At 39.5% G+C, this 24,800-nt stretch carries 17 protein-coding genes, 16 tRNA genes and 3 rRNA genes; 6 read left to right on the top strand and 30 right to left on the bottom strand.

Annotation, left to right across the window (positions count from 1 at the left end; all coding sequences use genetic code 11):
- Positions 1–150: 150 nt before the first annotated feature.
- On the bottom strand, positions 151–870 hold the full coding sequence (locus NSS97_RS02715) for a YebC/PmpR family DNA-binding transcriptional regulator (RefSeq protein ID WP_002113875.1): 720 nt from the start codon (positions 868–870) through the stop codon (positions 151–153).
- Between the two features lie 660 nt (positions 871–1,530).
- On the opposite strand from NSS97_RS02715, the gene NSS97_RS02710 reads away from it, so the two are divergent.
- Positions 1,531–1,851, top strand: coding sequence for a DUF3884 family protein (locus tag NSS97_RS02710; RefSeq protein ID WP_341111444.1), 321 nt, complete (start codon positions 1,531–1,533; stop codon positions 1,849–1,851).
- A gap of 209 nt (positions 1,852–2,060) precedes the next feature.
- Here NSS97_RS02710 and NSS97_RS02705 read toward each other — a convergent pair.
- The 19 genes from NSS97_RS02705 to NSS97_RS02615 all read right to left on the bottom strand — a co-directional run bounded on the left by NSS97_RS02705 (position 2,061) and on the right by NSS97_RS02615 (position 8,404).
- Positions 2,061–2,142, bottom strand: a tRNA-Leu gene (locus NSS97_RS02705).
- Positions 2,143–2,151: 9 nt separating this feature from the next.
- A tRNA-Cys gene (locus tag NSS97_RS02700) sits at positions 2,152–2,222 on the bottom strand.
- 14 nt (positions 2,223–2,236) lie between these two features.
- A tRNA-Gly gene (locus tag NSS97_RS02695) sits at positions 2,237–2,311 on the bottom strand.
- A 5-nt stretch (positions 2,312–2,316) separates the two neighbouring features.
- Positions 2,317–2,391: transfer RNA gene (locus tag NSS97_RS02690), tRNA-Gln, on the bottom strand.
- 65 nt (positions 2,392–2,456) lie between these two features.
- Positions 2,457–2,532, bottom strand: a tRNA-His gene (locus NSS97_RS02685).
- A gap of 19 nt (positions 2,533–2,551) precedes the next feature.
- Positions 2,552–2,625 (bottom strand) — tRNA-Trp (locus tag NSS97_RS02680).
- An 8-nt stretch (positions 2,626–2,633) separates the two neighbouring features.
- Positions 2,634–2,717: transfer RNA gene (locus NSS97_RS02675), tRNA-Tyr, on the bottom strand.
- Between the two features lie 10 nt (positions 2,718–2,727).
- A tRNA-Thr gene (locus NSS97_RS02670) sits at positions 2,728–2,803 on the bottom strand.
- A gap of 14 nt (positions 2,804–2,817) precedes the next feature.
- Positions 2,818–2,893 (bottom strand) — tRNA-Phe (locus tag NSS97_RS02665).
- 9 nt (positions 2,894–2,902) lie between these two features.
- Positions 2,903–2,978 (bottom strand) — tRNA-Asp (locus NSS97_RS02660).
- A 3-nt stretch (positions 2,979–2,981) separates the two neighbouring features.
- Positions 2,982–3,058 (bottom strand) — tRNA-Met (locus tag NSS97_RS02655).
- A gap of 57 nt (positions 3,059–3,115) precedes the next feature.
- Positions 3,116–3,192: transfer RNA gene (locus NSS97_RS02650), tRNA-Met, on the bottom strand.
- 24 nt (positions 3,193–3,216) lie between these two features.
- Positions 3,217–3,292: transfer RNA gene (locus tag NSS97_RS02645), tRNA-Val, on the bottom strand.
- A gap of 5 nt (positions 3,293–3,297) precedes the next feature.
- Positions 3,298–3,372: transfer RNA gene (locus tag NSS97_RS02640), tRNA-Glu, on the bottom strand.
- A 19-nt stretch (positions 3,373–3,391) separates the two neighbouring features.
- Positions 3,392–3,483, bottom strand: a tRNA-Ser gene (locus tag NSS97_RS02635).
- Between the two features lie 2 nt (positions 3,484–3,485).
- A tRNA-Asn gene (locus NSS97_RS02630) sits at positions 3,486–3,560 on the bottom strand.
- Positions 3,561–3,568: 8 nt separating this feature from the next.
- Positions 3,569–3,684, bottom strand: a 5S ribosomal RNA gene (gene rrf / locus NSS97_RS02625).
- Positions 3,685–3,784: 100 nt separating this feature from the next.
- Positions 3,785–6,706: ribosomal RNA gene (locus tag NSS97_RS02620) — 23S ribosomal RNA — on the bottom strand.
- A gap of 146 nt (positions 6,707–6,852) precedes the next feature.
- Positions 6,853–8,404 (bottom strand): 16S ribosomal RNA (locus NSS97_RS02615).
- The 16S, 23S and 5S rRNA genes sit together here with 16 tRNA genes alongside, the layout of an rRNA operon.
- A 399-nt stretch (positions 8,405–8,803) precedes the next feature.
- Between NSS97_RS02615 and NSS97_RS02610 the strand changes: the two genes are divergently transcribed.
- On the top strand, positions 8,804–9,160 hold the full coding sequence (locus NSS97_RS02610) for a YgzB family protein (protein WP_044444349.1): 357 nt from the start codon (positions 8,804–8,806) through the stop codon (positions 9,158–9,160).
- 201 nt (positions 9,161–9,361) lie between these two features.
- Here the strand turns inward: NSS97_RS02610 and perR are convergent, their stop codons facing one another.
- From perR to NSS97_RS02580, 6 genes are all read right to left on the bottom strand, one after another.
- Positions 9,362–9,790, bottom strand: coding sequence for a peroxide-responsive transcriptional repressor PerR (gene perR / locus NSS97_RS02605; RefSeq protein ID WP_000237831.1), 429 nt, complete (start codon positions 9,788–9,790; stop codon positions 9,362–9,364).
- Positions 9,791–10,091: 301 nt separating this feature from the next.
- Positions 10,092–10,547, bottom strand: a complete 456-nt coding sequence (gene bcp, locus NSS97_RS02600; RefSeq protein WP_002029647.1) for a thioredoxin-dependent thiol peroxidase — start codon at positions 10,545–10,547, stop codon at positions 10,092–10,094.
- 44 nt (positions 10,548–10,591) lie between these two features.
- Positions 10,592–10,996 (bottom strand): potassium channel family protein, encoded by a 405-nt coding sequence (locus NSS97_RS02595; protein ID WP_002125072.1) that lies wholly within the window; start codon positions 10,994–10,996, stop codon positions 10,592–10,594.
- Positions 10,997–11,068: 72 nt separating this feature from the next.
- Positions 11,069–11,854, bottom strand: coding sequence for an ABC transporter permease (locus NSS97_RS02590; protein ID WP_002125070.1), 786 nt, complete (start codon positions 11,852–11,854; stop codon positions 11,069–11,071).
- Between the two features lie 4 nt (positions 11,855–11,858).
- Positions 11,859–12,650 (bottom strand): ABC transporter permease, encoded by a 792-nt coding sequence (locus NSS97_RS02585; RefSeq protein ID WP_000521522.1) that lies wholly within the window; start codon positions 12,648–12,650, stop codon positions 11,859–11,861.
- Positions 12,643–13,656 carry an ABC transporter ATP-binding protein gene (locus NSS97_RS02580; RefSeq protein ID WP_002010347.1) on the bottom strand — a complete coding sequence of 338 codons (1,014 nt, stop codon included), beginning with the start codon at positions 13,654–13,656 and terminating at the stop codon, positions 12,643–12,645. Before NSS97_RS02580 ends, NSS97_RS02585 begins: the two co-directional genes overlap by 8 nt.
- Positions 13,657–13,783: 127 nt before the next feature.
- On the opposite strand from NSS97_RS02580, the gene hemL reads away from it, so the two are divergent.
- The 3 genes from hemL (at position 13,784) to NSS97_RS02565 (ending at position 21,080) form a co-directional block, all read left to right on the top strand.
- On the top strand, positions 13,784–15,082 hold the full coding sequence (gene hemL, locus NSS97_RS02575; RefSeq protein WP_002010346.1) for a glutamate-1-semialdehyde-2,1-aminomutase: 1,299 nt from the start codon (positions 13,784–13,786) through the stop codon (positions 15,080–15,082).
- 203 nt (positions 15,083–15,285) lie between these two features.
- Entirely contained in the window at positions 15,286–19,722 is a 4,437-nt protein-coding gene (locus NSS97_RS02570) for a glutamate synthase-related protein (RefSeq protein ID WP_107888404.1), read from the top strand.
- A gap of 269 nt (positions 19,723–19,991) precedes the next feature.
- Positions 19,992–21,080, top strand: a complete 1,089-nt coding sequence (locus tag NSS97_RS02565) for an aromatic acid exporter family protein (protein ID WP_002063696.1) — start codon at positions 19,992–19,994, stop codon at positions 21,078–21,080.
- 14 nt (positions 21,081–21,094) lie between these two features.
- Here the strand turns inward: NSS97_RS02565 and NSS97_RS02560 are convergent, their stop codons facing one another.
- The 4 genes from NSS97_RS02560 to NSS97_RS02545 form a co-directional block, all read right to left on the bottom strand.
- Entirely contained in the window at positions 21,095–22,855 is a 1,761-nt protein-coding gene (locus NSS97_RS02560; protein ID WP_002091119.1) for an ABC transporter ATP-binding protein, read from the bottom strand.
- A gap of 54 nt (positions 22,856–22,909) precedes the next feature.
- Positions 22,910–23,440 (bottom strand): nucleoside tri-diphosphate phosphatase, encoded by a 531-nt coding sequence (ntdP, locus tag NSS97_RS02555; RefSeq protein WP_000506630.1) that lies wholly within the window; start codon positions 23,438–23,440, stop codon positions 22,910–22,912.
- 319 nt (positions 23,441–23,759) lie between these two features.
- A complete protein-coding gene (locus tag NSS97_RS02550; protein ID WP_002010338.1) occupies positions 23,760–24,014 on the bottom strand; it encodes a YgaB family protein in 255 nt (84 codons plus the stop codon).
- Positions 24,015–24,202: 188 nt separating this feature from the next.
- Positions 24,203–24,484: a gamma-type small acid-soluble spore protein gene (locus NSS97_RS02545; protein ID WP_002125062.1), complete on the bottom strand. Its 282-nt coding sequence runs from the start codon at positions 24,482–24,484 to the stop codon at positions 24,203–24,205.
- 125 nt (positions 24,485–24,609) lie between these two features.
- Here NSS97_RS02545 and NSS97_RS02540 point away from each other — a divergent pair, with 125 nt between their 5' ends.
- Entirely contained in the window at positions 24,610–24,786 is a 177-nt protein-coding gene (locus tag NSS97_RS02540) for a hypothetical protein (RefSeq protein ID WP_002091123.1), read from the top strand.
- Positions 24,787–24,800: the final 14 nt, after the last annotated feature.

Genomic DNA, 24,800 nt, shown 5'->3' with positions numbered 1-24,800 from the left:
AGAAATACCTCCTAGAAATATGATTATTTAAAATACAAACCTATAACCATATTCCCTAGCAGCTACAAAATACCTTTAATACTTTACCACCTTAATTAACTCCATAAAAAAAGACCCTATCCGTTAAAGGAAAGGGTCTTCTGTCTTATATTATTCCCCTAAGTCTACGTTGTGGTAAACTTGCTGTACATCTTCTAAATCTTCTAATGCATCAACCATTTTTTCAAATTGTACTTGAGCATCTTCAGGAAGTTCTACATCACTTTGTGCAAGCATTGTTAATTCTGCAACTGTAAATTCTTCAACACCAGCACCTTTAAGTGCAGATTGTACTGAATGGAACTGATCAGGTTCAGCATAAACGATAACAGAATCTTCTTCTTCTAGAATGTCACGTGCATCTACATCTGCTTCCATTAAGATTTCAAGAACTTCATCTGATGTTTTACCTTCAAGACCGATAACAGCTGTCGCATCAAACATGTAAGCGACAGAACCGTTTACACCCATGTTACCACTGTTTTTGCTAAATGCAGCTCGTACATCTGCTGCAGTACGGTTTACGTTATTTGTCAGTGTATCTACAATTACCATAGATCCGTTTGGTCCAAAGCCTTCATAACGAAGCTCGTCATAGTTTTCTTCTGAACCGCCTTTTGCCTTTTCAATCGCACGGTCAATAATTGTTCTTGGCACGTTGTATGTTTTCGCACGTTCTAATACAACTCTTAACGTTTGGTTTGATTCTGGATCTGGCTCGCCTTGTTTTGCTGCCACATAAATTTCACGTCCAAATTTCGCGTATATACGGCTTGTATTTGCATCTTTTGATGCTTTTTTTTCTTTAATATTGTTCCATTTACGGCCCATACTTTCCACTCTCTTTCCCATTTTAAATCTACATAAAAATATTAATATGAAATATAATGTGTATTCAACACATTTTTAAAAGAAATATAAAAAGTTCATTTTTGATTCATATTACAGACATAATATAAATCACTATCATTTTGTTCTTTCGACAAGTTATATTATACATGAATTCCTAAGTTTATTACGAATTTTAAAATCACATAGCATAATTTAACAATAAAAACCCTAACATTTCTGTTAGGGTCTTTTTAGGTGACATTTATATAGAGTGCTACCCTTAAAATCCTTTATTTTAAAGCATTTTAAAAATTTTGAGCTTCTTTAAACATGATAAATTAAAATGAAACGGAGCCAAAATGGAATCATATTAAATAACTGACACCTTTTACTTTCATTTCTCTCCCTTGATTAAATTTATCATATTTCATTTATTACTGTGATAATTTATTTTATTATTTCTCGCTAAACAATAAGAAACAGGGCAAAGCTGCCATGTCCTTTTAAAGATTTGTTATGTAGTATGTTATGAACTATTCATTATCAAACTAAAGTTATTCCTTTTCATTCCTCTACTAATCCCATAATATTTCCTTAATTACTTTCTATTGCTGTATAATTAAAATAGGGAAAAATTTGAAGAAAAGATGGGAGAGAATTATGACACATTCAAATGAAAAAAAATCACATGGTTTTAAAGGAATAGGAGAGAAGTTAAACCCAACTATCTATCAAGTGAGATTCATGAAATTGGATGGTCCAATTCAATTTGAGTCGTTCCCTAAATTAAAGGAATTAGGGGACTGGTTGAGTACTTCAACGCAAATATCGTCGTGTCACTCAACTATGTACAAGTACAACAGAGAAGAGTTTGAAAAGAAGTTTTTCGAAATTACGAAATTACCAGCTGATAATGTGGTAATTTCAACTGGTGGTATCGGATTTAACTTCATGTCACCAGGGTGGAGAGATTCTCTCTAGAGTGCTCGAAAAAATTCTTGTATATGTAATATTCTACTGAAATTTTATCCTTTTAATACTTCATAGTTTCTTCCAACTGTATCTAAAGTTCGTCACTTACTCACCGCACACTACCCCAACGCACTATTAGTGCTTATTTTGTAGTGTGAAGAAAATACAAAAAAACTCTACACAATTAGTGTAGAGCCTTGATGTTACGCCGTTCGTGATACCGATGGTCGGGGTCGAACCGACACTCCCGAAGGAACACGATTTTGAGTCGTGCGCGTCTGCCAATTCCGCCACATCGGCATAAAAGAAAGGCGGCAACCGGATTTGAACCGGTGGTAAAGGTTTTGCAGACCTCTGCCTTACCACTTGGCTATGCCGCCATATGAAGTTAAAATGGAGCGGAAGACGGGATTCGAACCCGCGACCCCAACCTTGGCAAGGTTGTATTCTACCACTGAACTACTTCCGCAAAAATGGCTGGGCTAGCTGGATTCGAACCAGCGCATGACGGAGTCAAAGTCCGTTGCCTTACCGCTTGGCTATAGCCCACCGAAGTTTTACTTAATTATATGTAAGTATCCATTAATTTATTTGTAATTTTTAAAAAATAAAAATGGGGCGACTGATGGGAATTGAACCCACGAATGCCGGAGCCACAATCCGGTGCGTTAACCACTTCGCCACAACCGCCATGTTGTGTTTATATATTTGGCAGGGGCAGTAGGAATTGAACCCACACTGGAGGTTTTGGAGACCTCAGTTCTACCTTTAAACTATGCCCCTATGTAAAATGGTGGAGGGGGGCAGATTCGAACTGCCGAACCCGAAGGAGCGGATTTACAGTCCGCCGCGTTTAGCCACTTCGCTACCCCTCCGAAACTTACATGGTGCCGGCTAGAGGACTTGAACCCCCAACCTACTGATTACAAGTCAGTTGCTCTACCAATTGAGCTAAGCCGGCATATTTTATTAAAATGGTGGCTCGGGACGGAATCGAACCGCCGACACGAGGATTTTCAGTCCTCTGCTCTACCGACTGAGCTACCGAGCCTTATTAAAATGGCGGTCCCGACCGGGGTCGAACCGGCGATCTCCTGCGTGACAGGCAGGCATGTTAACCACTACACCACGGGACCATTTGGTTGCGGGGACAGGATTTGAACCTGCGACCTTCGGGTTATGAGCCCGACGAGCTACCGTACTGCTCCACCCCGCGATAATATTATTTAAATAATTATATGATAAGTATTAGCAACCACATTACGAGAATGTTTGGTTGCGGGGACAGGATTTGAACCTGCGACCTTCGGGTTATGAGCCCGACGAGCTACCGTACTGCTCCACCCCGCGACAATATTATTCATATAATTTATATGGTGGAGGATGACGGGATCGAACCGCCGACCCCCTGCTTGTAAGGCAGGTGCTCTCCCAGCTGAGCTAATCCTCCAAAAGTGGTGACCCGTACGGGATTCGAACCCGTGTTACCGCCGTGAAAGGGCGGTGTCTTAACCACTTGACCAACGGGCCAAATATTATAAATTCCTTATGGCGGAGAGCAAGGGATTCGAACCCTTGATACGCTTGTGACGTATACACGATTTCCAATCGTGCTCCTTCGGCCAACTCGGACAGCTCTCCAATGGCTCCGCAGGTAGGAATCGAACCTACGACCGATCGGTTAACAGCCGATAGCTCTACCGCTGAGCTACTGCGGAATAATATTGCCTGGCAACGTCCTACTCTCACAGGGACAAGGTCCCAACTACCATCGGCGCTAGAGAGCTTAACTTCCGTGTTCGGTATGGGAACGGGTGTGACCTCTCTGCCATCATTACCAGACATTATTCTTTTGAGACAATCATTATTATAACTTATTCACCCTGAAAGTCAATAAGTTTTTTATATTCTCTCAAAACTAGATAACGTTGCTTCATATTATATGGTTAAGTCCTCGATCTATTAGTATTCGTCAGCTCCACATGTCACCATGCTTCCACCTCGAACCTATCAACCTGATCATCTTTCAGGGATCTTACTAGCTTACGCTATGGGAAATCTCATCTTGAGGGGGGCTTCATGCTTAGATGCTTTCAGCACTTATCCCTTCCGCACATAGCTACCCAGCTATGCCCTTGGCAGAACAACTGGTACACCAGCGGTGCGTCCATCCCGGTCCTCTCGTACTAAGGACAGCTCCTCTCAAATTTCCTGCGCCCACGACGGATAGGGACCGAACTGTCTCACGACGTTCTGAACCCAGCTCGCGTACCGCTTTAATGGGCGAACAGCCCAACCCTTGGGACCGACTACAGCCCCAGGATGCGATGAGCCGACATCGAGGTGCCAAACCTCCCCGTCGATGTGGACTCTTGGGGGAGATAAGCCTGTTATCCCCGGGGTAGCTTTTATCCGTTGAGCGATGGCCCTTCCATGCGGAACCACCGGATCACTAAGCCCGACTTTCGTCCCTGCTCGACTTGTAGGTCTCGCAGTCAAGCTCCCTTATGCCTTTGCACTCTACGAATGATTTCCAACCATTCTGAGGGAACCTTTGGGCGCCTCCGTTACACTTTAGGAGGCGACCGCCCCAGTCAAACTGCCCACCTGACACTGTCTCCCGGGTCGATAAGACCCGTAGGTTAGAATTTCAATACAGTCAGGGCGGTATCCCACCAGCGCCTCCACCGAAGCTAGCGCTCCGGTTTCAATGGCTCCCGCCTATCCTGTACAAACTGTACCAAAATTCAATATCAGGCTACAGTAAAGCTCCACGGGGTCTTTCCGTCCTGTCGCGGGTAACCTGCATCTTCACAGGTACTATAATTTCACCGAGTCTCTGGTTGAGACAGTGCCCAAATCGTTACACCTTTCGTGCGGGTCGGAACTTACCCGACAAGGAATTTCGCTACCTTAGGACCGTTATAGTTACGGCCGCCGTTTACTGGGGCTTCAGTTCAGAGCTTCGCTTACGCTAACCCCTCTCCTTAACCTTCCAGCACCGGGCAGGTGTCAGCCCCTATACTTCGCCTTACGGCTTCGCAGAGACCTGTGTTTTTGCTAAACAGTCGCTTGGGCCTATTCACTGCGGCTTTCCGTTAAGAAAGCACCCCTTCTCCCGAAGTTACGGGGTCATTTTGCCGAGTTCCTTAACCAGAGTTCTCTCGCACACCTTAGGATTCTCTCCTCGCCTACCTGTGTCGGTTTGCGGTACAGGCACCTTTTATCTCGCTAGAAGCTTTTCTTGGCAGCGGGGAATCAAAGACTTCGCTCCATAAGGAGCTTCCCCATCACAGCTCAGCCTTCACGATAAGCGGATTTGCCTACTTATCAGCCTAACTGCTTGGACGTGCACAACCAATCGCACGCTTCTTCTATCCTTCTGCGTCCCTCCATTGCTCAAACGATAAAGAGGTGGTACAGGAATATCAACCTGTTGTCCATCGCCTACGCCTGTCGGCCTCGGCTTAGGTCCTGACTAACCCTGAGCGGACGAGCCTTCCTCAGGAAACCTTAGGCATTCGGTGGACGGGATTCTCACCCGTCTTTCGCTACTCATACCGGCATTCTCACTTCTAAGCGCTCCACCAGTCCTTCCGGTCTGACTTCACTGCACTTAGAACGCTCCCCTACCACTGATACCATTGGTATCAATTCGCAGCTTCGGTGGTGTATTTAGCCCCGGTACATTTTCGGCGCAGAGTCACTCGACTAGTGAGCTATTACGCACTCTTTAAATGGTGGCTGCTTCTGAGCCAACATCCTAGTTGTCTAAGCAACTCCACATCCTTTTCCACTTAATACACACTTTGGGACCTTAGCTGGCGATCTGGGCTGTTTCCCTCTTGACTACGGATCTTATCACTCGCAGTCTGACTCCTAAGGATAAGTCATTGGCATTCGGAGTTTGACTGAATTCGGTAATCCGATGAGGACCCCTAGTTCAATCAGTGCTCTACCTCCAAGACTCTTACACTTAAGGCTAGCCCTAAAGCTATTTCGGGGAGAACCAGCTATCTCCAGGTTCGATTGGAATTTCTCCGCTACCCACACCTCATCCCCGCACTTTTCAACGTGCGTGGGTTCGGGCCTCCATTCAGTGTTACCTGAACTTCACCCTGGACATGGGTAGATCACCTGGTTTCGGGTCTACGACCACGTACTAAACGCCCTATTCAGACTCGCTTTCGCTGCGGCTCCGCCTCTTCAGCTTAACCTTGCACGGGATCGTAACTCGCCGGTTCATTCTACAAAAGGCACGCCATCACCCATTAACGGGCTCTGACTATTTGTAGGCACACGGTTTCAGGATCTCTTTCACTCCCCTTCCGGGGTGCTTTTCACCTTTCCCTCACGGTACTGGTTCACTATCGATCACTAGGGAGTATTTAGCCTTGGGAGATGGTCCTCCCAGATTCCGACGGAATTTCACGTGTTCCGCCGTACTCAGGATACATTCAAGAGAGAACGAAGTTTCGACTACGGGGTTATTACCCTCTGTGACGGACCTTTCCAGGTCGCTTCGTCTACCTCGTTCCTTTGTAACTCCGTATAGAATGTCCTACAACCCCAAGAGGCAAGCCTCTTGGTTTGGGCTAGATTCCGTTTCGCTCGCCGCTACTCAGGAAATCGCATTTGCTTTCTCTTCCTCCAGGTACTTAGATGTTTCAGTTCCCTGGGTCTGTCTTCCATACCCTATGTATTCAGGTAAGGATACCATACCATTACGTATAGTGGGTTTCCCCATTCGGAAATCTTCGGATCAAAGCTTACTTACAGCTCCCCGAAGCATATCGGCGTTAGTCCCGTCCTTCATCGACTCCTAGTGTCAAGGCATCCACCGTGCGCCCTTTCTAACTTAACCAAACTAAAATTAAAAAAATATGAGCTACACTGTTATCTAGTTTTCAAAGAACATACATTTAAACTTGAGAGATAGTTCTCTCAAAACTGAACGAAACAAAACAAGTCAACGTTTATTGATGAACTGCGTTCATCAATTCTCCATAGAAAGGAGGTGATCCAGCCGCACCTTCCGATACGGCTACCTTGTTACGACTTCACCCCAATCATCTGTCCCACCTTAGGCGGCTGGCTCCATAAAGGTTACCCCACCGACTTCGGGTGTTACAAACTCTCGTGGTGTGACGGGCGGTGTGTACAAGGCCCGGGAACGTATTCACCGCGGCATGCTGATCCGCGATTACTAGCGATTCCAGCTTCATGTAGGCGAGTTGCAGCCTACAATCCGAACTGAGAACGGTTTTATGAGATTAGCTCCACCTCGCGGTCTTGCAGCTCTTTGTACCGTCCATTGTAGCACGTGTGTAGCCCAGGTCATAAGGGGCATGATGATTTGACGTCATCCCCACCTTCCTCCGGTTTGTCACCGGCAGTCACCTTAGAGTGCCCAACTTAATGATGGCAACTAAGATCAAGGGTTGCGCTCGTTGCGGGACTTAACCCAACATCTCACGACACGAGCTGACGACAACCATGCACCACCTGTCACTCTGCTCCCGAAGGAGAAGCTCTATCTCTAGAGTTTTCAGAGGATGTCAAGACCTGGTAAGGTTCTTCGCGTTGCTTCGAATTAAACCACATGCTCCACCGCTTGTGCGGGCCCCCGTCAATTCCTTTGAGTTTCAGCCTTGCGGCCGTACTCCCCAGGCGGAGTGCTTAATGCGTTAACTTCAGCACTAAAGGGCGGAAACCCTCTAACACTTAGCACTCATCGTTTACGGCGTGGACTACCAGGGTATCTAATCCTGTTTGCTCCCCACGCTTTCGCGCCTCAGTGTCAGTTACAGACCAGAAAGTCGCCTTCGCCACTGGTGTTCCTCCATATCTCTACGCATTTCACCGCTACACATGGAATTCCACTTTCCTCTTCTGCACTCAAGTCTCCCAGTTTCCAATGACCCTCCACGGTTGAGCCGTGGGCTTTCACATCAGACTTAAGAAACCACCTGCGCGCGCTTTACGCCCAATAATTCCGGATAACGCTTGCCACCTACGTATTACCGCGGCTGCTGGCACGTAGTTAGCCGTGGCTTTCTGGTTAGGTACCGTCAAGGTGCCAGCTTATTCAACTAGCACTTGTTCTTCCCTAACAACAGAGTTTTACGACCCGAAAGCCTTCATCACTCACGCGGCGTTGCTCCGTCAGACTTTCGTCCATTGCGGAAGATTCCCTACTGCTGCCTCCCGTAGGAGTCTGGGCCGTGTCTCAGTCCCAGTGTGGCCGATCACCCTCTCAGGTCGGCTACGCATCGTCGCCTTGGTGAGCCGTTACCTCACCAACTAGCTAATGCGACGCGGGTCCATCCATAAGTGACAGCCGAAGCCGCCTTTCAATTTCGAACTATGCAGTTCAAAATATTATCCGGTATTAGCCCCGGTTTCCCGGAGTTATCCCAGTCTTATGGGTAGGTTACCCACGTGTTACTCACCCGTCCGCCGCTAACTTCATAAGAGCAAGCTCTTAATCCATTCGCTCGACTTGCATGTATTAGGCACGCCGCCAGCGTTCATCCTGAGCCAGGATCAAACTCTCCAATAAAGTTAGTTTGTCTAGCATCTAAAAATAAAAATTGACGTTCACGTTGTTTGTTTCGTTCAGTTTTCAAAGAACTACTTCGCCGCTCAATTGCGACTTCCTTATGTTAACATCTTCGTTTTTCGATGTCAACTAAGTTTTTCAAATTTCTTTTTTGTCGTTTACTGCGTTTCCGCATCAGCGACGTTTATTAATATATCACGCAGTATATATAGGGTCAATACTTTTTATAAAAAAATTTCACATCCCGTTAAATGTTAAAAAACTCGTTTCAAAAATCATTATAGCCTCCCTTCATTCTTCATCATACTCCACATTTCATATCTTATCGCTTTATCACGTTTCTGAACGAGTGAAAATTCTAAATTTTATGTTATATTATTATTATAGGAGGTGCTAAGAATGAGCATTAAATATTCGAACAAAATCAATAAAATTCGGACCTTTGCATTAAGTTTAGTATTTATCGGCCTCTTCATTGCATACTTAGGTGTCTTTTTTCGCGAAAACATCATTATTATGACAACCTTTATGATGGTTGGTTTTTTAGCTGTCATCGCTAGCACTGTTGTTTACTTTTGGATTGGTATGTTATCTACAAAAACGATACAAATTATTTGTCCAAGCTGCGATAAACCAACAAAAATGCTCGGTCGTGTCGACGCATGTATGCATTGCAATCAACCTTTAACACTTGATCGAAATCTAGAAGGAAAAGAATTTGATGAGAAATATAATAAGAAGAGTTATAAATCATAGGTATATGGAGCTTACAAAACTAAAGAAGTTTCATCTCATTAAAAAGGTGATTTCTTAACTAAGAAATCACCTCTTGTATTTGTTCTTATTAAATTTGATTCTTCACTTAACATTTTAAATCCTCATGAGTCTAACACGATTCCCATATATAATAAAGAAAGAGGTCGACGTATAGCCGTCAGCCTCTTTCTTTATTATATATTACGCCTTATGACACTCTGGACAAACGCCATAAATTTCTAAGCGATGACTATTAATAACGAAGCCTGTCGTTTTTGCAGCTTCCTCTTCAAGCTGTTCCAATCCTCCATAAGGAAAATCAACAATCTTACCACATTTTTCGCAAATCACATGATAATGTTGACTTGTAACATAATCAAATCTACTTGAAGCATCCCCATAAGTTAATTCCTTTACAAGTCCAACTTCTTTAAACACACGTAAGTTATTATAGACAGTTGCAACACTCATATTTGGAAACTTACCTTCTAATGCTTTATAAATGTCATCCGCTGTTGGGTGCGTCATAGATTCCACAAGGTACTCTAAAATAGCATGACGCTGTGGAGTAATGCGTACACCCGTATTTTTCAGCATTTCTAGCGCTTCTTTTAATTCTTCTTTGACCACCGTCATGCACCCCGATTCTATACGGATTATTATTTTATAATTCTTATAAAGAGTGTACTCTTTTTCTTATAAATCGTCAATATTTCTACTATAAGTATGTGGTTTATTTTCGTATATAGCCTTATTCTTATGTATCTTCCCCCATTCCCTATACATTTACATAGAAAAAAGTGCGACATAATCGCACTTGGAATACTATCATCTGAGGAGGTATGCCCTACACTTTCACTTTATGTATCGCAAGAAAATATGTATAGACGCATGCCTTACATATGTATTTTTTCTCCTCATTAATATAGATTTATTTTATATAAGAAAGAACATCCTCAATATGCCCTTTCACTTTCACTTTACGCCACTCATTTACAAGCTCACCGTCTTTATTAATAAGGAATGTAGAACGCTCAATTCCCATGTACTCTTTTCCGAAGTTCTTTTTCAACTTCCAAACATCGTACAATTCTGCTACTTTATGATCTTCGTCTACTAAAAGTACAAATGGAAGCTCATGCTTCTCAATGAATTTCATATGTCTATTTGCTGAATCTGGACTTACACCAAGTATAACCGTATCCTTCTCTTGAAATAATCCATATGCATCACGAAAATCACATGCTTCAGTTGTACATCCCGGAGTCATATCTTTCGGATAAAAATATAGGACTACATTTTTACCGCGAAAGTCAGCTAAGCGAATTTGTTCTCCGTTACTTCCTTCTAATGTAAATTCTGGTGCCATTTCTCCTACTGTAATCATTGTTATCACTCCTTCTCTTTTCTTTTACTATATCAAATGCGACCTTATTTTTCATTGTCTATTACAGATCTCATCACAAAGGCAAACGGTAATGTATATCCAATTAGCGCTTCTCCAATTGCAATCCATCTTCCGATTCCAATCGGAGCTATATCACCATATCCAACGGACAATAAAGTAACCGCGCTAAAATATAAACATATTTCAACGAGCTGAAAGGAATGAGCACTTAACCTATCCCCATCTTCTTTTAAAACTGCAAAACCCATTTCCTCTAGCACAACATAACTTAATCCAAACGCAATCAGTACCGTTGTATAAATCAAAAACAACGTAGCTAAATTGTACAGCGAAAAGAAACGATTGGAATTTGAATATGAACTCCATAATAATTGGACACTTCTCAAAATAGCGATTGCTGCAATTAATAGAATAAATCCCCATAACATGTCCTCCACCTCGTTTTATATGTATGAGGACTGTAGCTGATTTATCCCTTAGAAACGAACAAGCTTCTATAATTAATTTCCTGCACCACGATATCGTTTAACCCCTTGATTCCAGAGGGTAATTGCAATAGTAAAACAGATAACACCAACAATTGGAGTTGCGAAAGCATAGCTATTCCACTCTGTTTTTCTTAAAAAGTATGCTGCTGGATATACCCCAACAAATGCAAACGGTAAAACAAACGTTAAAACAAAGCGAATAACACGGTTATAAATATCAACAGGGTAGCGTCCATAATTCCCTATGTTATACATAAGCGGCATAATGGAACTTTTCGCATCCGACCAAAAGCCAAAACTTGCAAGCGTAACAAATATCCCGCCGTACACAAGTGCCCCTCCCCCTACCATGAGTAGGAATAAGAAGAAATCATACCAGTAAAAAGATAATTGCAGCTCCATTGCTGCATAACCCATCACAATAATCCCCGTAATAGCTCCAATTAAAGATTCAAGTTCCATTCTTTCTAATATAATTTGAAATAAACTATGAATCGGTCTCGTTAATATACGGTCCATTTCTCCTTTAATAATGTAACGATCATTAAAGTCCCATATATTAAAGAAAGCTGAAAAAATGGCAAACGGTACTAAAAAGAACCCATAAATAAAGATTACTTCTTCTCGGCTCCACCCTTTTAGTGCTTGGGTATGCCCAAACACAACGAGAATGAAGATTAAATTAACAGCTTGTAGTGATAAATCTGAAAGTAATCCGACGATAAAATCGCCACGATACTCCAATTTTGTTTTTATATATTGACTTGCATATTGCAAAAATAATTTTATATATATCATCTCATCATCCCCCTTGTACGATTAGACGTTTTCTCGCCGTTTTCCACATCAGTACAATTGGAATAATAAGTATAATTGCCCAAATCACTTGAAATAATAAAGCTTCATATAACTTACTTCCTTGTATACCTTCAGAGAAAATCATACTTGGAATATAACTAATTGCTTGAAACGGTAAAAACACCATTGCTTTTTGGGCCCATAACGGATAAAAACTAATCGGTAATAATAAACCAGAAAATAAATCGATAACAACACGTTTCGCATACATAATTCCACTATTATTAAATAAGAAGAATGTAAGCATTCCTGTCATTAAATTTATTTGTGTATTAATGATAAAACTAAATATTAAAGATAAGAAGAAATATAACCACGTTTGAAAATTCGTTGTAATTTGTAATGAAAATAATAACGTAACAATAACCATGCCCGGAATCGAAAAGAAAGCAAAACGAAATATCCCTTCTCCAAGCCCTTGCATAACTTTCATACCTAAATAGTTGTACGGACGAATTAGCTCTACCGCCACACGTCCTTCTTGAATTTCCATCGCAATTTCTCTATCTATATTATTGAAATAAAAAGCGCGTGCCATCCATGCGATCGCAATATACGTAGTCATTTGTGAAATAGATAAACTTTCAATATTCTCTTTCCCGCTATAAATTGCTTGCCATAAAAAATAATACGCACCAATGTTAATCGTATAAATTAAAATCCCGCTGTAATAATTTGTACGATAAGCAAGCATCATTAAAAAGCGAATCCGAATCATTTCAATATACTTACCCATGCATAATACCTTCTTCATAAATGTTACGAATAATTTCCTCTGTAGACACTTCGTTAATTTTCAAATCTTTAATTTGAAAGGCTTGTACTACTTTAGAAATCAACATAGAAATGATAACTTCTTCATTCGGTATTTTTGCAACCCATGCGTTTTCTTCTTTCGCTTTTAACCAAACAACATGGCTATCTGGCATAACCATTGATAACTCCTGGTATGAAACTGGGGCAACAAACTGAAAATGTATTTCCTTCTCTACTCCCCACTGCGTACGAAGATTATCTAAAGATCCGTCATACATAATATTCCCTTCATCAAGCATGATGACGCGTTCACATAAAGCTTCAATATCAGTAATATCATGTGTCGTTAATAAAATTGTTGTTTTATAACGTTCATTCATCTCTTTTAAGAATTCTCGTATTTTCAATTTCACAAGAACATCTAGTCCAATTGTTGGCTCATCTAAAAATAATAACGGCGGATTATGAATTAACGCCGCTGCCAATTCACAACGCATTCTTTGACCAAGAGATAATTTCCGTACCGGTTTATCTAACAAAGGACCGATATCTAACGTTTCAATAACATGTTCCATATGTTCCTTATACTGAGCGTCTGATACACCGTACACTTTCTTCAATAAACGAAATGATTCTTGTACAGCAATATCCCACCAAAGCTGGGAACGCTGACCAAACACAACGCCGATTGTTCTTACAAATTCTTCTCTCTGTTTGTGTGGATTCATTCCATTCACTGTAATTTGTCCTGATGTCGGAGTCAAAATCCCTGTAAGCATTTTAATCGTCGTTGATTTACCAGCACCATTCTCACCAATATAACCAACCATTTCACCTTGCTTTACAGTAAAAGAAACATCATTTACTGCTGGTACTATTTTATAATTACGATTTAATAAATCGCGAAATGCACCCTTTAATCCCGGACGACTTGAATAAGCTGTAAACTCTTTACGTAACCCTTGTACCTCAATTACCGATTTCATAATCGGACCCCCTTCCTAAATGTCACAACGAATAGTTTACCCAACTGCTCCTTCTATCACAAACAATACGTCTTTTCAAAAAACATGTTAGAATAATACATAGATTTTTGTAAGGAGATGAATTGTAGTGAATTTCACAAAATCAGAAGCGTTACATAAAGAAGCTTTAGAACATATCGTTGGTGGTGTTAATAGTCCTTCCCGTTCTTTTAAAGCAGTTGGAGGCGGTTCTCCTGTTGCAATGGAACGTGGAAAAGGTGCTTATTTCTGGGATGTAGATGGAAATAAATATATCGATTATTTAGCAGCGTATGGCCCTATTATTACTGGACATGCTCACCCACACGTAACAGAAGCAATTAAAACAGCGGCTGAAAACGGCGTACTATACGGTACTCCAACAGCATTAGAAGTAAAATTCGCAAAAATGTTAAAAGAAGCAATGCCCGCTTTAGATAAAGTCCGCTTCGTGAACTCTGGTACAGAATCCGTTATGACAACCATTCGTGTTGCTCGTGCTTACACTGGCCGCACAAAAATTATGAAATTCGCTGGTTGTTACCACGGTCATTCCGATTTAGTACTTGTAGCAGCTGGCTCGGGTCCTTCTACTCTTGGAATTCCTGATTCAGCGGGTGTGCCACAAAGTATCGCTCAAGAAGTTATTACTGTTCCATTTAATAATGTAGAAACTTTAAAAGAAGCGTTAGATAAATGGGGACATGAAGTAGCAGCTATCCTTGTAGAGCCAATCGTTGGAAACTTCGGTATTGTTGAGCCAAAACCTGGCTTCCTTGAAAAAGTTAATGAACTTGTTCACGAAGCTGGTGCACTAGTAATTTATGATGAAGTTATTACTGCTTTCCGCTTTATGTATGGCGGCGCTCAAGACTTACTTGGCGTAACCCCAGATTTAACAGCACTTGGTAAAGTTATCGGCGGTGGACTTCCAATTGGTGCTTACGGTGGTAAGAAAGAAATTATGGAACAAGTTGCACCGCTCGGCCCTGCATACCAAGCTGGTACAATGGCTGGGAACCCTGCTTCTATGGCATCAGGGATTGCCTGCCTAGAAGTACTTCAACAAGAAGGCGTATACGAGAAATTAGATGCACTTGGCGCAATGCTTGAAAAAGGAATTTTAGATCAAGCTACAAAACATAACATCGATATTACAGTAAACCGTCTAAAGGGTGCATTAACTGTATACTTCACAACAAATACAATTGAAGATTACGATGCAGCCAAAAATACAGATGGTGAAATGTTCGGTAGATTCTTCAAGCTGATGCTTCAAGAAGGTATTAATTTAGCACCTTCTAAATATGAAGCATGGTTCTTAACGACAGAACATACAAAAGAAGATATTGAATATACAATTGAAGCTGTTGGCAGAGCATTTTCTACCCTAGCGAACAATAAATAATCTCTTCATTACAAAAGGAAAAAAGAAAGCCCATCTTTCTTTTTTCCTTTTTTCTATTTCATAAATCCCTCATTAATAGTATAATTATTCATAATTATCTGTTTTATATTCTTTTATATCCTTACTATCCATGTATACAAGGCAGTTCACGCCTTAAATAGTAAGATTATTCAAAATTCATTTTCCAGAGGGGGGCTTGACGGATGCTCAACAAAAAAAATAAATGGACACCGTCTTTATTTCGGAATTATAAAAATGCAGAACACGATGCGTGTGGAATCGTTTCCGTTATGGAAAAACGAAGAATTCCTACAAAAGAAAACATCGATCTTTGTATACAATCGCTAGTCAAAATGAATCATAGAGCTGGTTTCATTAATGGCGAAGGAGATGGTATCGGAATTCATATCGACATGCCAAAAGCACTTTGGAATGAAAAACTGAAAAGTAGCGGATATAATCCAACGCTTGTGGATCATCCCCACTTTATCGTTGGACATTTTTTTCTAAACAAAAAAGAAAACATTGCTGAGTTAAAAGGTTACATTCGTACGCAACTAAACAATGAAAGCTTTACAATTGTTCTCGAAAATGATGATGTAATAAACTCAGATGCACTCGGTCCTCTTGGTAAACAAGAAGAACCTTTATTTTGGCAAATTGCCCTTATCGCCGAAAGTGAAGTTAAAAATATTGAACAAACATTATTTTCTGTAACAATAAAAATCGAAGAAAATGAAGCAATTCATGTTGCCTCATTAAGTCATGAACATGTTGTATATAAAGTTCTCGGTGCTGGCGATACACTCGTTGCTTATTACAATGATTTACAACACCCACTTATCGCTTCAACTATGACACTAGGACATAATCGCTATTCTACTAATACGTTATCTAATTTTTTTCGTGTACAACCATTTAGCATTCTCGGGCATAATGGCGAAATTAACACGATTGCAAAATTACGCGATCAAGCTGAAATGATTAATGTACCACTTACTGCCGGGGGCAGTGATTCCCAAGATTTAAACCGCACCTTAGAAACCCTTCTCGTTCAGTATAACTACAGTTTATTTGAAGCAATGGATATATTATTTCCACCAATTATTAATGAAATAAAACTTTACGAAACAAACTTACAAAACTTATACACTTATATACGTGAGGCTTGGGGGCATTTCGCACAAGGTCCAGCTGGTATTATTTCACGTTATAAAGATGAAGCTGTTTTCAGTGTCGATTCCCTTGGATTACGCCCAGTTTGGAAAGTAGAGACAGAGAGCTCCTATATTTTCTCTTCTGAACCTGGAGTTGTATCACCAACTGAATATGTAGCAGAGCCGAAACCACTCGCTCCTGGAGAAAAAGTTGGATTAAAATGGAATCAACAAGATGAGCTCGTTCTCTATGAATACGACAATTATCAAATTGAAGTATATAACCGTTTTAAGAAACGAATCGATGTTACCAATTATCATGTAAACTTATCTATCCCTGAAACGAAAGAAACTGAGGGATTATGTGCTTCGGTTCAAGTTGAAACGAATCAATACGTCGCTTTTGGCTGGGATCGAGAACATATTCAGCTCCTTGAACAAATGGCGACAAAAGGCGTCGAACCAATTCGGTCACTTGGGCATGACTCACCACTTGCCGCACTTGATACAGATAGACGAAATATTGCTGATTTCATTAAGGAAAGTGTAGCCGTTGTTACAAATCCAGCAATCGATCGCGATCGAGAAGTTGAACACTTCTCCACACGTACTGTACTCGGAGAGCGTCCGGGTTTATTAGATAACTCTAAACAACCATTTGTAATCGAGATGCTTTCACCCATTATTTTAGAAGGGAATTTAGCTCAATCTATCGCGGCAGACTTACACACGATTACGTACGAACAACTTATACAGCTATTCATTACTCATAGCTCTGTCTCTACAATTTCTGTTACATTTAGTCCATCAGAAACTCTACAAATCGCATTAAATCGAATTAGTTCCGAAGCGATAGCAGCCGTTAAAAATGGTGCTTCCCTACTATTATTAGATGACGCTAAATCTCATCAAAATGAACTGTTATGGATTGACCCACATCTAGTTACTGCTAAAGTACATCAAGCATTAACTGAAAATAAATTACGCCGGAAATGCTCTCTCGTTATACGTTCCGGTGCCCTTCGCTCCTTACACGATATCGTCACGCTATACGGATTAGGGGCAGATGGTATTAATCCATATTTATTGTTCGCAACGGTAAATGATGAAACAAAAGTACCAATTACTAATTTGTATACCGCACTTAATAAAGGACTAGAGAAAGTAATTTCAACGATTGGAATTCATGAATTACGCGGTTACGGTCGCCTCTTCTCCTCTATTGGATTACATGAGGAAATCGCAAATATATTACAAATTACAAACTTCTGCGGTTCAAATAATTTAGCTTTTTCACTTGAATCACTTGCTGAAGATGCAAAAATTCGAGCTGAGGATTTTAACAATCCAAAAGTTAGAATGCGAAAATCATTTCATATATTCCCGCGGATTTGGAAAGCAATTGGTGATGTTGCAAAAGGAAACTCTTATGATGATTATCGCGACAAGTTAAGTGAATTAGAAGAAAACACTCCCATCGCAATCAGGCACCTTGTTCAAACAAAACAAGCACAGCATGTAGTTCCGACTGAAGAAGTGTCCATCGGCATTCACAATCATGATTTACCATTTATTATTAGTTCTATGTCATTTGGTTCTCAAAATGAAATTGCCTTTCGCGCGTATGCAGAAGCTGCCGATCAGCTAAATATGATTAGTTTGAACGGTGAAGGCGGCGAAATTAAAGATATGATTGGTAAGTACCCACATACACGCGGACAACAAGTTGCATCTGGCCGATTTGGAGTAAACGCTGAACTACTAAATTCATCAAATTTAATTGAAATTAAAATAGGTCAAGGAGCAAAGCCTGGTGAAGGTGGACATTTGCCTGGTTCAAAAGTGACTGCCAAAATTGCGGAAGCACGTAATGCTACAATTGGTTCGGATTTAATTTCACCTTCTAACAACCATGATATTTATTCAATTGAAGACTTGGCTCAAATGATTACAGAAATTAAAACGGCTAATCATCTTGCAAAAGTAGCTGTAAAAGTTCCTGTCGTTCCTAACATCGGAACAATTGCTGTCGGTATCGCAAAAGCTGGCGCTGACTTTATTAACATTAGCGGATTTGATGGCGGAACAGGTGCTGCGCGTATTCACGCATTGCAACATGTTGGTCTTCCTGTAGAGATTGGTGTTAAAGCTGCTCACAATGCGTTACTAGAAGCAAATATGAGACATAAAGTAGAGATTTGGGCAGATGGCGGTATTCGAAGTGTAAATGACGCCTTAAAAATCATGCTCCTCGGAGCAAACCGGATCGGATTTGGCACATTATCAATGATTGCAATTGGCTGTACAACTTGCCGTGGTTGTCATCTTGATACGTGCCACGTCGGAATTGCAACACAAATTGAATCTGAAGCTCAAGCGAAAGAACATGGACTGCGCCGTTTCGTTCCACGTGAATTAGAAAGCGCAGTTACAGGGCTATTAAGCCTATTCACTACTTTCGGTACAGAATTGAAACGTTTAACAGGGCAGCTCGGTTACACAAACTTACAAGATATTATCGGACGATCGGATTTATTAGAACAAACTCGAGGCAAGGACTTATTAGACTTACGTAATTTAATACAAACGATAGAAGATTCATCTGTGAAAATAACGGCATCTGTACAAGAAAAACAATTTGAAACAACAAATTCTCTCCAGTCAAAAGAATTAGTAAGCGTCGGCGTAGAGCAACGCGTAATGGGCGGTCTAGAATCCTGTTATCGTATTCGTAGCAAATTATATGAAAACACTCATCTTGAACCACTTACATTAAAGTATACAAACGGATCTGTTCCTGGAAACGGATTAGGCGCGTACAATAGCGAGAACTTATTTATACACGTAAATGGTGGCGCGCAAGATGGAATTGGAAAAACTTCATTTGGCGGTGGCATTTATATAACGAAAGCAAAAGGAACAGATGGAACATATTATAACGGTTCTGTCGGAAAAGGATTTGGATACGGTGCTCAAAAAGGTGCATTATACGTGCAAGGTAACGCTGATGCTCGTGCTGGCATTCGCCTTTCTGGAGCAGATATGATAATTGGAGGCAGAATTACAAAACCACTCCGCGAAAAAGAACAAGGAAATATCGGAGTATATTCTAATATAAAAGGATTTGCTTTTGAATATATGACAAATGGTCGCGCTCTTGTTTTAGGAGATCCTGGTCCATGGATTTGTGCCGGCATGACTGGTGGTGTTGTTTATTTACATCATGAGCCAAACTTAGGTTTAACAGAACACGCTTTAAAAAGAAGAATTGCTAAAGGTGCAAATGTAACATTGCAGCCAATTAGTAAAAATGGTTTGCAAGATGTGAATGAATTATTATTAGACTACATTCGTGTATTAAATGAGCACGAACAATATGAAGAAGTCGCTTTGTTAACACCATTATTAGATGATATCCAGCTTCACTTCTATGAAATTATCCCGAAAAAAGAACAGGCGGATCCATCTATTTCAACCGAATGACATGTACAATATTTATTTTCATAAAAAAATTGACGAAGCGAGCATCGCATAGTAATCTAGAATAACAATTTGAAACCTGCTGAAATTCAGCAGGTTTTTTTATTAAAGAATAGATGTTTAAAGAGAATTTGGAGAAATTATAAATTGATTGTAATTTATTTATTAAACTTTTTAACGTCACTAAAATATCACTTGCTAACATATTGTAATGAATGTATAGTATCATGTTGTACATTCATTATGACAAGAGAAAGGATATCAATAAGGGTATGAAACTTGGTGCTCGCATTTTAAAAACGGGTATTGCCATTACATTAGCTTTATTTGCTTGTATTTTACTTCAATTACCGAGTCCTGTATTTGCGGGAATCTCAGCTATCTTTGCTGTTCAACCGTCTGTATACCGCTCGTATTTAACTGCTCTTGAGCAAATTCAAGCAAACGTAATTGGTGCTGTATTCGCTATCGTATTTGCTACTGCTTTTGGACATAATCCTTTTATTATTGGATTAACGTGTATATTAGTAATTGCTCTTACTTTACAATTACGCTTAGAAAAAACAATATCACTCGCTTTAGTAACAGTTATCGCCATTATGGAGTATCAAGGCGAAGATTTCTTTAATTTTGCCTTACTTCGATTCGCGACGATTATGATTGGAATTATTGCGGCTTCGCTTGTAAATTTAGTATTTATGCCGCCAAAATATGAAACAAAACTTTACCATCGCATCGTTGATAATACAGAGGAAATTGTTAAATGGATTCGTATGAACAGTAGGCAAGCTTCTGATTTTACAACGCTAAAAACCGATATCGATCGCATGAAAGAAAAAATGATTAAACTAAATCATTACTATTTGCTGTATAAAGAAGAAAGAAGCTATACGAAAAAAATACAATTCGCGAAAATTCGTAAGCTCGTTTTATTCAGACAAATGTTAGCGACAACAAGCCGCGCTTTAAGCACGTTAAAATCATTACATCGCACCGAAAATGAACTGCGCTATATGCCAGAAGAGTTTCAGGAATCTATTCAAAACGAACTTGATTCATTAACGCATTATCACGAACAAGTGTTATTAAAATTTATTGGTAAAGCAAAGAAACAACAATCCGTTGAGATGCTTGATGAAGTTGAAACCGGTAAACAAGAATTGATTGATATCTTTATGGATTATCAAAATAAAGACGATGAGGAAGCATATAAAATATGGTTACACCTCTTCCCTCTTATTTCTTCAATTATTAACTACAGTGAGGAAGTAGAGCATTTAGATTTACTTGTGGATAGCTTCTACACATACCATAAACCAGAAAGCGAACTCCAAATCGAAGATAAAAAAGAAGACGAATAAAAAAACAGCTCCTTTTACGCTAAAGGAGCTGTTTCTGTTATATGCTGAAGTTGATATAGATTGTAATAAAACCCCCTCTTTTTCATTAACTCTTCATGAGAACCCTTTTCTTTTATTTCACCATCTTCAACATAAATAATTGTATCAACATGCGTAATCGTCGCTAATCGATGTGCAATAATAATTGTTGTCCGATCTGCAGCTAACGTTTGCAGTGCCTCTTGAATATATCGTTCATTTTCTAAATCTAAAGCGGAAGTTGCTTCATCTAATATAAGTAAAGACGGATTCTTTAGAAAAACCCGTGCGATTGCTACACGCTGTCTTTGTCCACCAGATAATTTCACACCACGTTCCCCAACGACAGTATCATAGCCCTCTGGCAACTCTGTAATAAAATTATGAATTTGTGCAGCTTTGGCAGCTGAAATCACTTCCGCCTCTGTAGCTTTCGGATTGCCATATAAAATATTAGCCCCGATTGTATCGCTAAATAATAAATTATCTTGTAGCACAATTCCAATATGACTACGTAAATTTCTCATATTATACTTTCTTACATCTATCCCGTCTATATAAACTGCACCTTCAGAAACATCGTAAAAACGCGGAATTAAACTAGCAAGAGATGACTTTCCTCCTCCGCTTGCCCCTACAAGCGCAACCTTCTCTCCCGGGCGCATAGTTAATGACAGATTATGCAATATTTCTTTTTCATCCGCATTATAACGAAAAGAAACATTATCAAATATAACTTCCCCATCTAGCCTTTTCGTTTGCACCGCATTTGGCACATTAACAATATCGTATTTTTCATCCAACAATTCAAACACTCGATCCATCGAGGCGAAAGACTGTGTTAATGTTGTAGATGAATTAACAAGGCGACGAAGCGGACTATATAAACTATCCATATATCCAACAAAAGCAACCATCGTACCCAGTGTTAACGACCCTTGAATTACCTCATATGCCGCAAAACCAATAACAAGTAACGGCCCTAAATCCGTTAACGTATTCACTACCGAAAACGTTCTCGCCGTCCAACTCGTATGAGTTAGTGCTTTCGTTAAAAATTCATTATTTCTCTTTTCAAACTGTCCTCTTTCATACTCTTCTAATGCAAAACTACGTGTCACTTGCATCCCTTGAATACGTTCATGTAAATACCCTTGCATAGTTGCTAACGCTTGCGAGCGCTCTTTCGTCAATTTTCGAAGGCGCCCGAAAAAATATTTCACTGCAACTACATAAATAGGTAAGATTAATAAAGCAACAAAGGTTAATTTTATATTCATAGAAAACATAACGATAATGGCAATAACAATTGTTGCAGTATCTAACCAGACATTCATAAGACCAGTAATTACAAAGTCCTTCGTTTGTTCTACATCATGGATTACACGTGAAATAAGCTCCCCTGTTTTTGTGTTCGAATAATAACGTAAGCTCAATTTTTGCAAGTGCCCAAAAATGTATTTTCGTAAATCGTATAGTATTGTATTGGCAATGCGCTGCGCGAAATATTGACGATAATATTCTATCGGCGGTCTTACTACTGCAAAAATAAAAAAAGCAATCCCAATTGCGGTTATTAATTGAGACGTTTTTTCTTGAAGCGATCCCGTGCCTTGAATAACATCATCAATAATATACTTTAATAACCATGGCATAATAAGCGGGATACCAAACTTCACAAGACCAATAATAATTGTAATAGCAATAAGCCATCGATATGGTTTAACAAATTGTAAATATCTTTTTATACCTTGCACATAATCCCCCCTCTAATAGGACAAACCTGCCGGGAAATTCCCTGCAGGTTTGTTTTAATTTCTGTACATTAAATATCTTTCGTACCACATATCTACGAAATCCGGTGCGAATGGACCTTTTCTTTGATGAATCCACTGTGTTAAATGTGCTACATTTCGTTTTAAAATTGTATCAATAACAGGTGGATACTGCATGATTTGACTATGCTTTTCATACTCATCTTCATCCAAAAGTGTATATGTCATATCTGGGTACACTTTAATGTCTAAGTCGTAATCAATATACTTTAATGCTTCAGAGTCATATGCAAAAGGAGAACTTAAATTACAATAATAATATACTCCTTCTTCTCTCAGCATTCCAATTACATTAAACCAATAATTAGCATGGAAGTAACAAATCGCAGGTTCGCGAGTAACCCATGTTCGACCATCTGATTCCGTAACTACTGTACGATCATTTGCTCCGATCACAAGGCTCTGCGTCCCTTTTAAAATTGTTGTCTCTTCCCACATTCTATGAATGGAGCCATTATGTTTATAACTATGTATTTGTACCTTTTCTCCTTCTTTGGGAAATCCCATATATGCTCCCTTCTTTCAACCGCAAATGCTTTTCTTAAGTTGTCTTAACTACCCCTTGAACTGCATTCACTTTTTTTCTATTATAACTTTTTTGTCAAAATTTTAAAACTAAAGCGATAGGACACTTGTTTTCATGAGGAATATAATGAAGTTTGTATTATTGAATACCCCATCACTAACCCTTTTAACGAAGGAACATTTCCTATGAATTAGCAATACGTATTTTAGAAGATTAAACGAAGATATAACAAAAAGAAAAGCCCCCTCACCTCTGTTTAAGAAAGGACTTTTCACCTAAAATCAACAACATATCTCACCCTTAATTTGAAATTATTTTTTCGGTTTCAAAAGATTGAATCACATTATTCGTTTGCTGTTCAAATTTTTCATGCAAAAGTTTTAATGCTATTTCTGTTCTGTATATTTCTTGACGGATAAAATGCAATTCTTTTTTATCGCACGTATCCCTTCCACTCATTTCAATTTGCTGATACTTCTCTAAATGTGATTGTAACTTTAAAAGCTCATCCATCGTTTCCAACTGCTCTCCTACCAACTTATCAAAATCGTTCATCACTTACCCCCTTTTTAATTCATTCGCCATTTATAATTCCTATTACATATTTTCTAATCGTGAACTTCTTTCTCCTTTGACTATATTTGTTGACTTATTAGAAGTTATGTCGTTCCCTTTATTTTCATTACAGTGACACGCACACAAAGAAAACACTTCTCTCGAATTGGAGAAGTGTTTTTCTTTCATTACTCGTTTGAACTAGAAGATTGTGATTGTTTTGCAGCTGATTGTGCATTTTGTTTTTTCACTGCATGCACATCTGTTTCAGTTGCAAACTCTGTACCATAACTAGCATTTGCACTTTGAGCAGCAGAAGCTTGTGCTTTCTGTGCCTCTGATTGTGCGTTCGCTTGTTTTACTGCTTGTACATTCGTTTCAGTTGCAAACTCTGTACCATAGCTAGCATTTGTACTTTGAATGCTAGCACCAGAAGTTGCCTTATTATAACCTTGTTGTTTTTTACTCATCTTTCTCACCTCCACAATCAATAATGTAACCAATTCACTTAGAAGTTATCCCTAATTTTCTTTTTAAAAATTCACGTATATATCTCTTATTACTCATTCAAACTACATATGATGGAGGTGGGAATATGTATACTGGACGTGATATGACTGAGCTAACTATGATTTCCAAAAATGAATGGAAAGAGGATGAATTAGCTTATTTTCATCATTCATTTCAGCAAATTATGCCTTATCTAAATGTAGAGGGACAAACGATTTATAAAGAAGTTGTTAAAGAAATCGAGTCACGGGGCGGATTATAAACGCGTGGATTTTC

The sequence above is a fragment of the Bacillus sp. FSL R12-0074 genome (genome assembly GCF_038005725.1).
Lineage (GTDB): Bacteria > Bacillota > Bacilli > Bacillales > Bacillaceae_G > Bacillus_A > Bacillus_A mycoides.
Note: the sequence above shows the minus strand (reverse complement) of the source record. Positions and strands in the feature narration are given on the sequence as shown.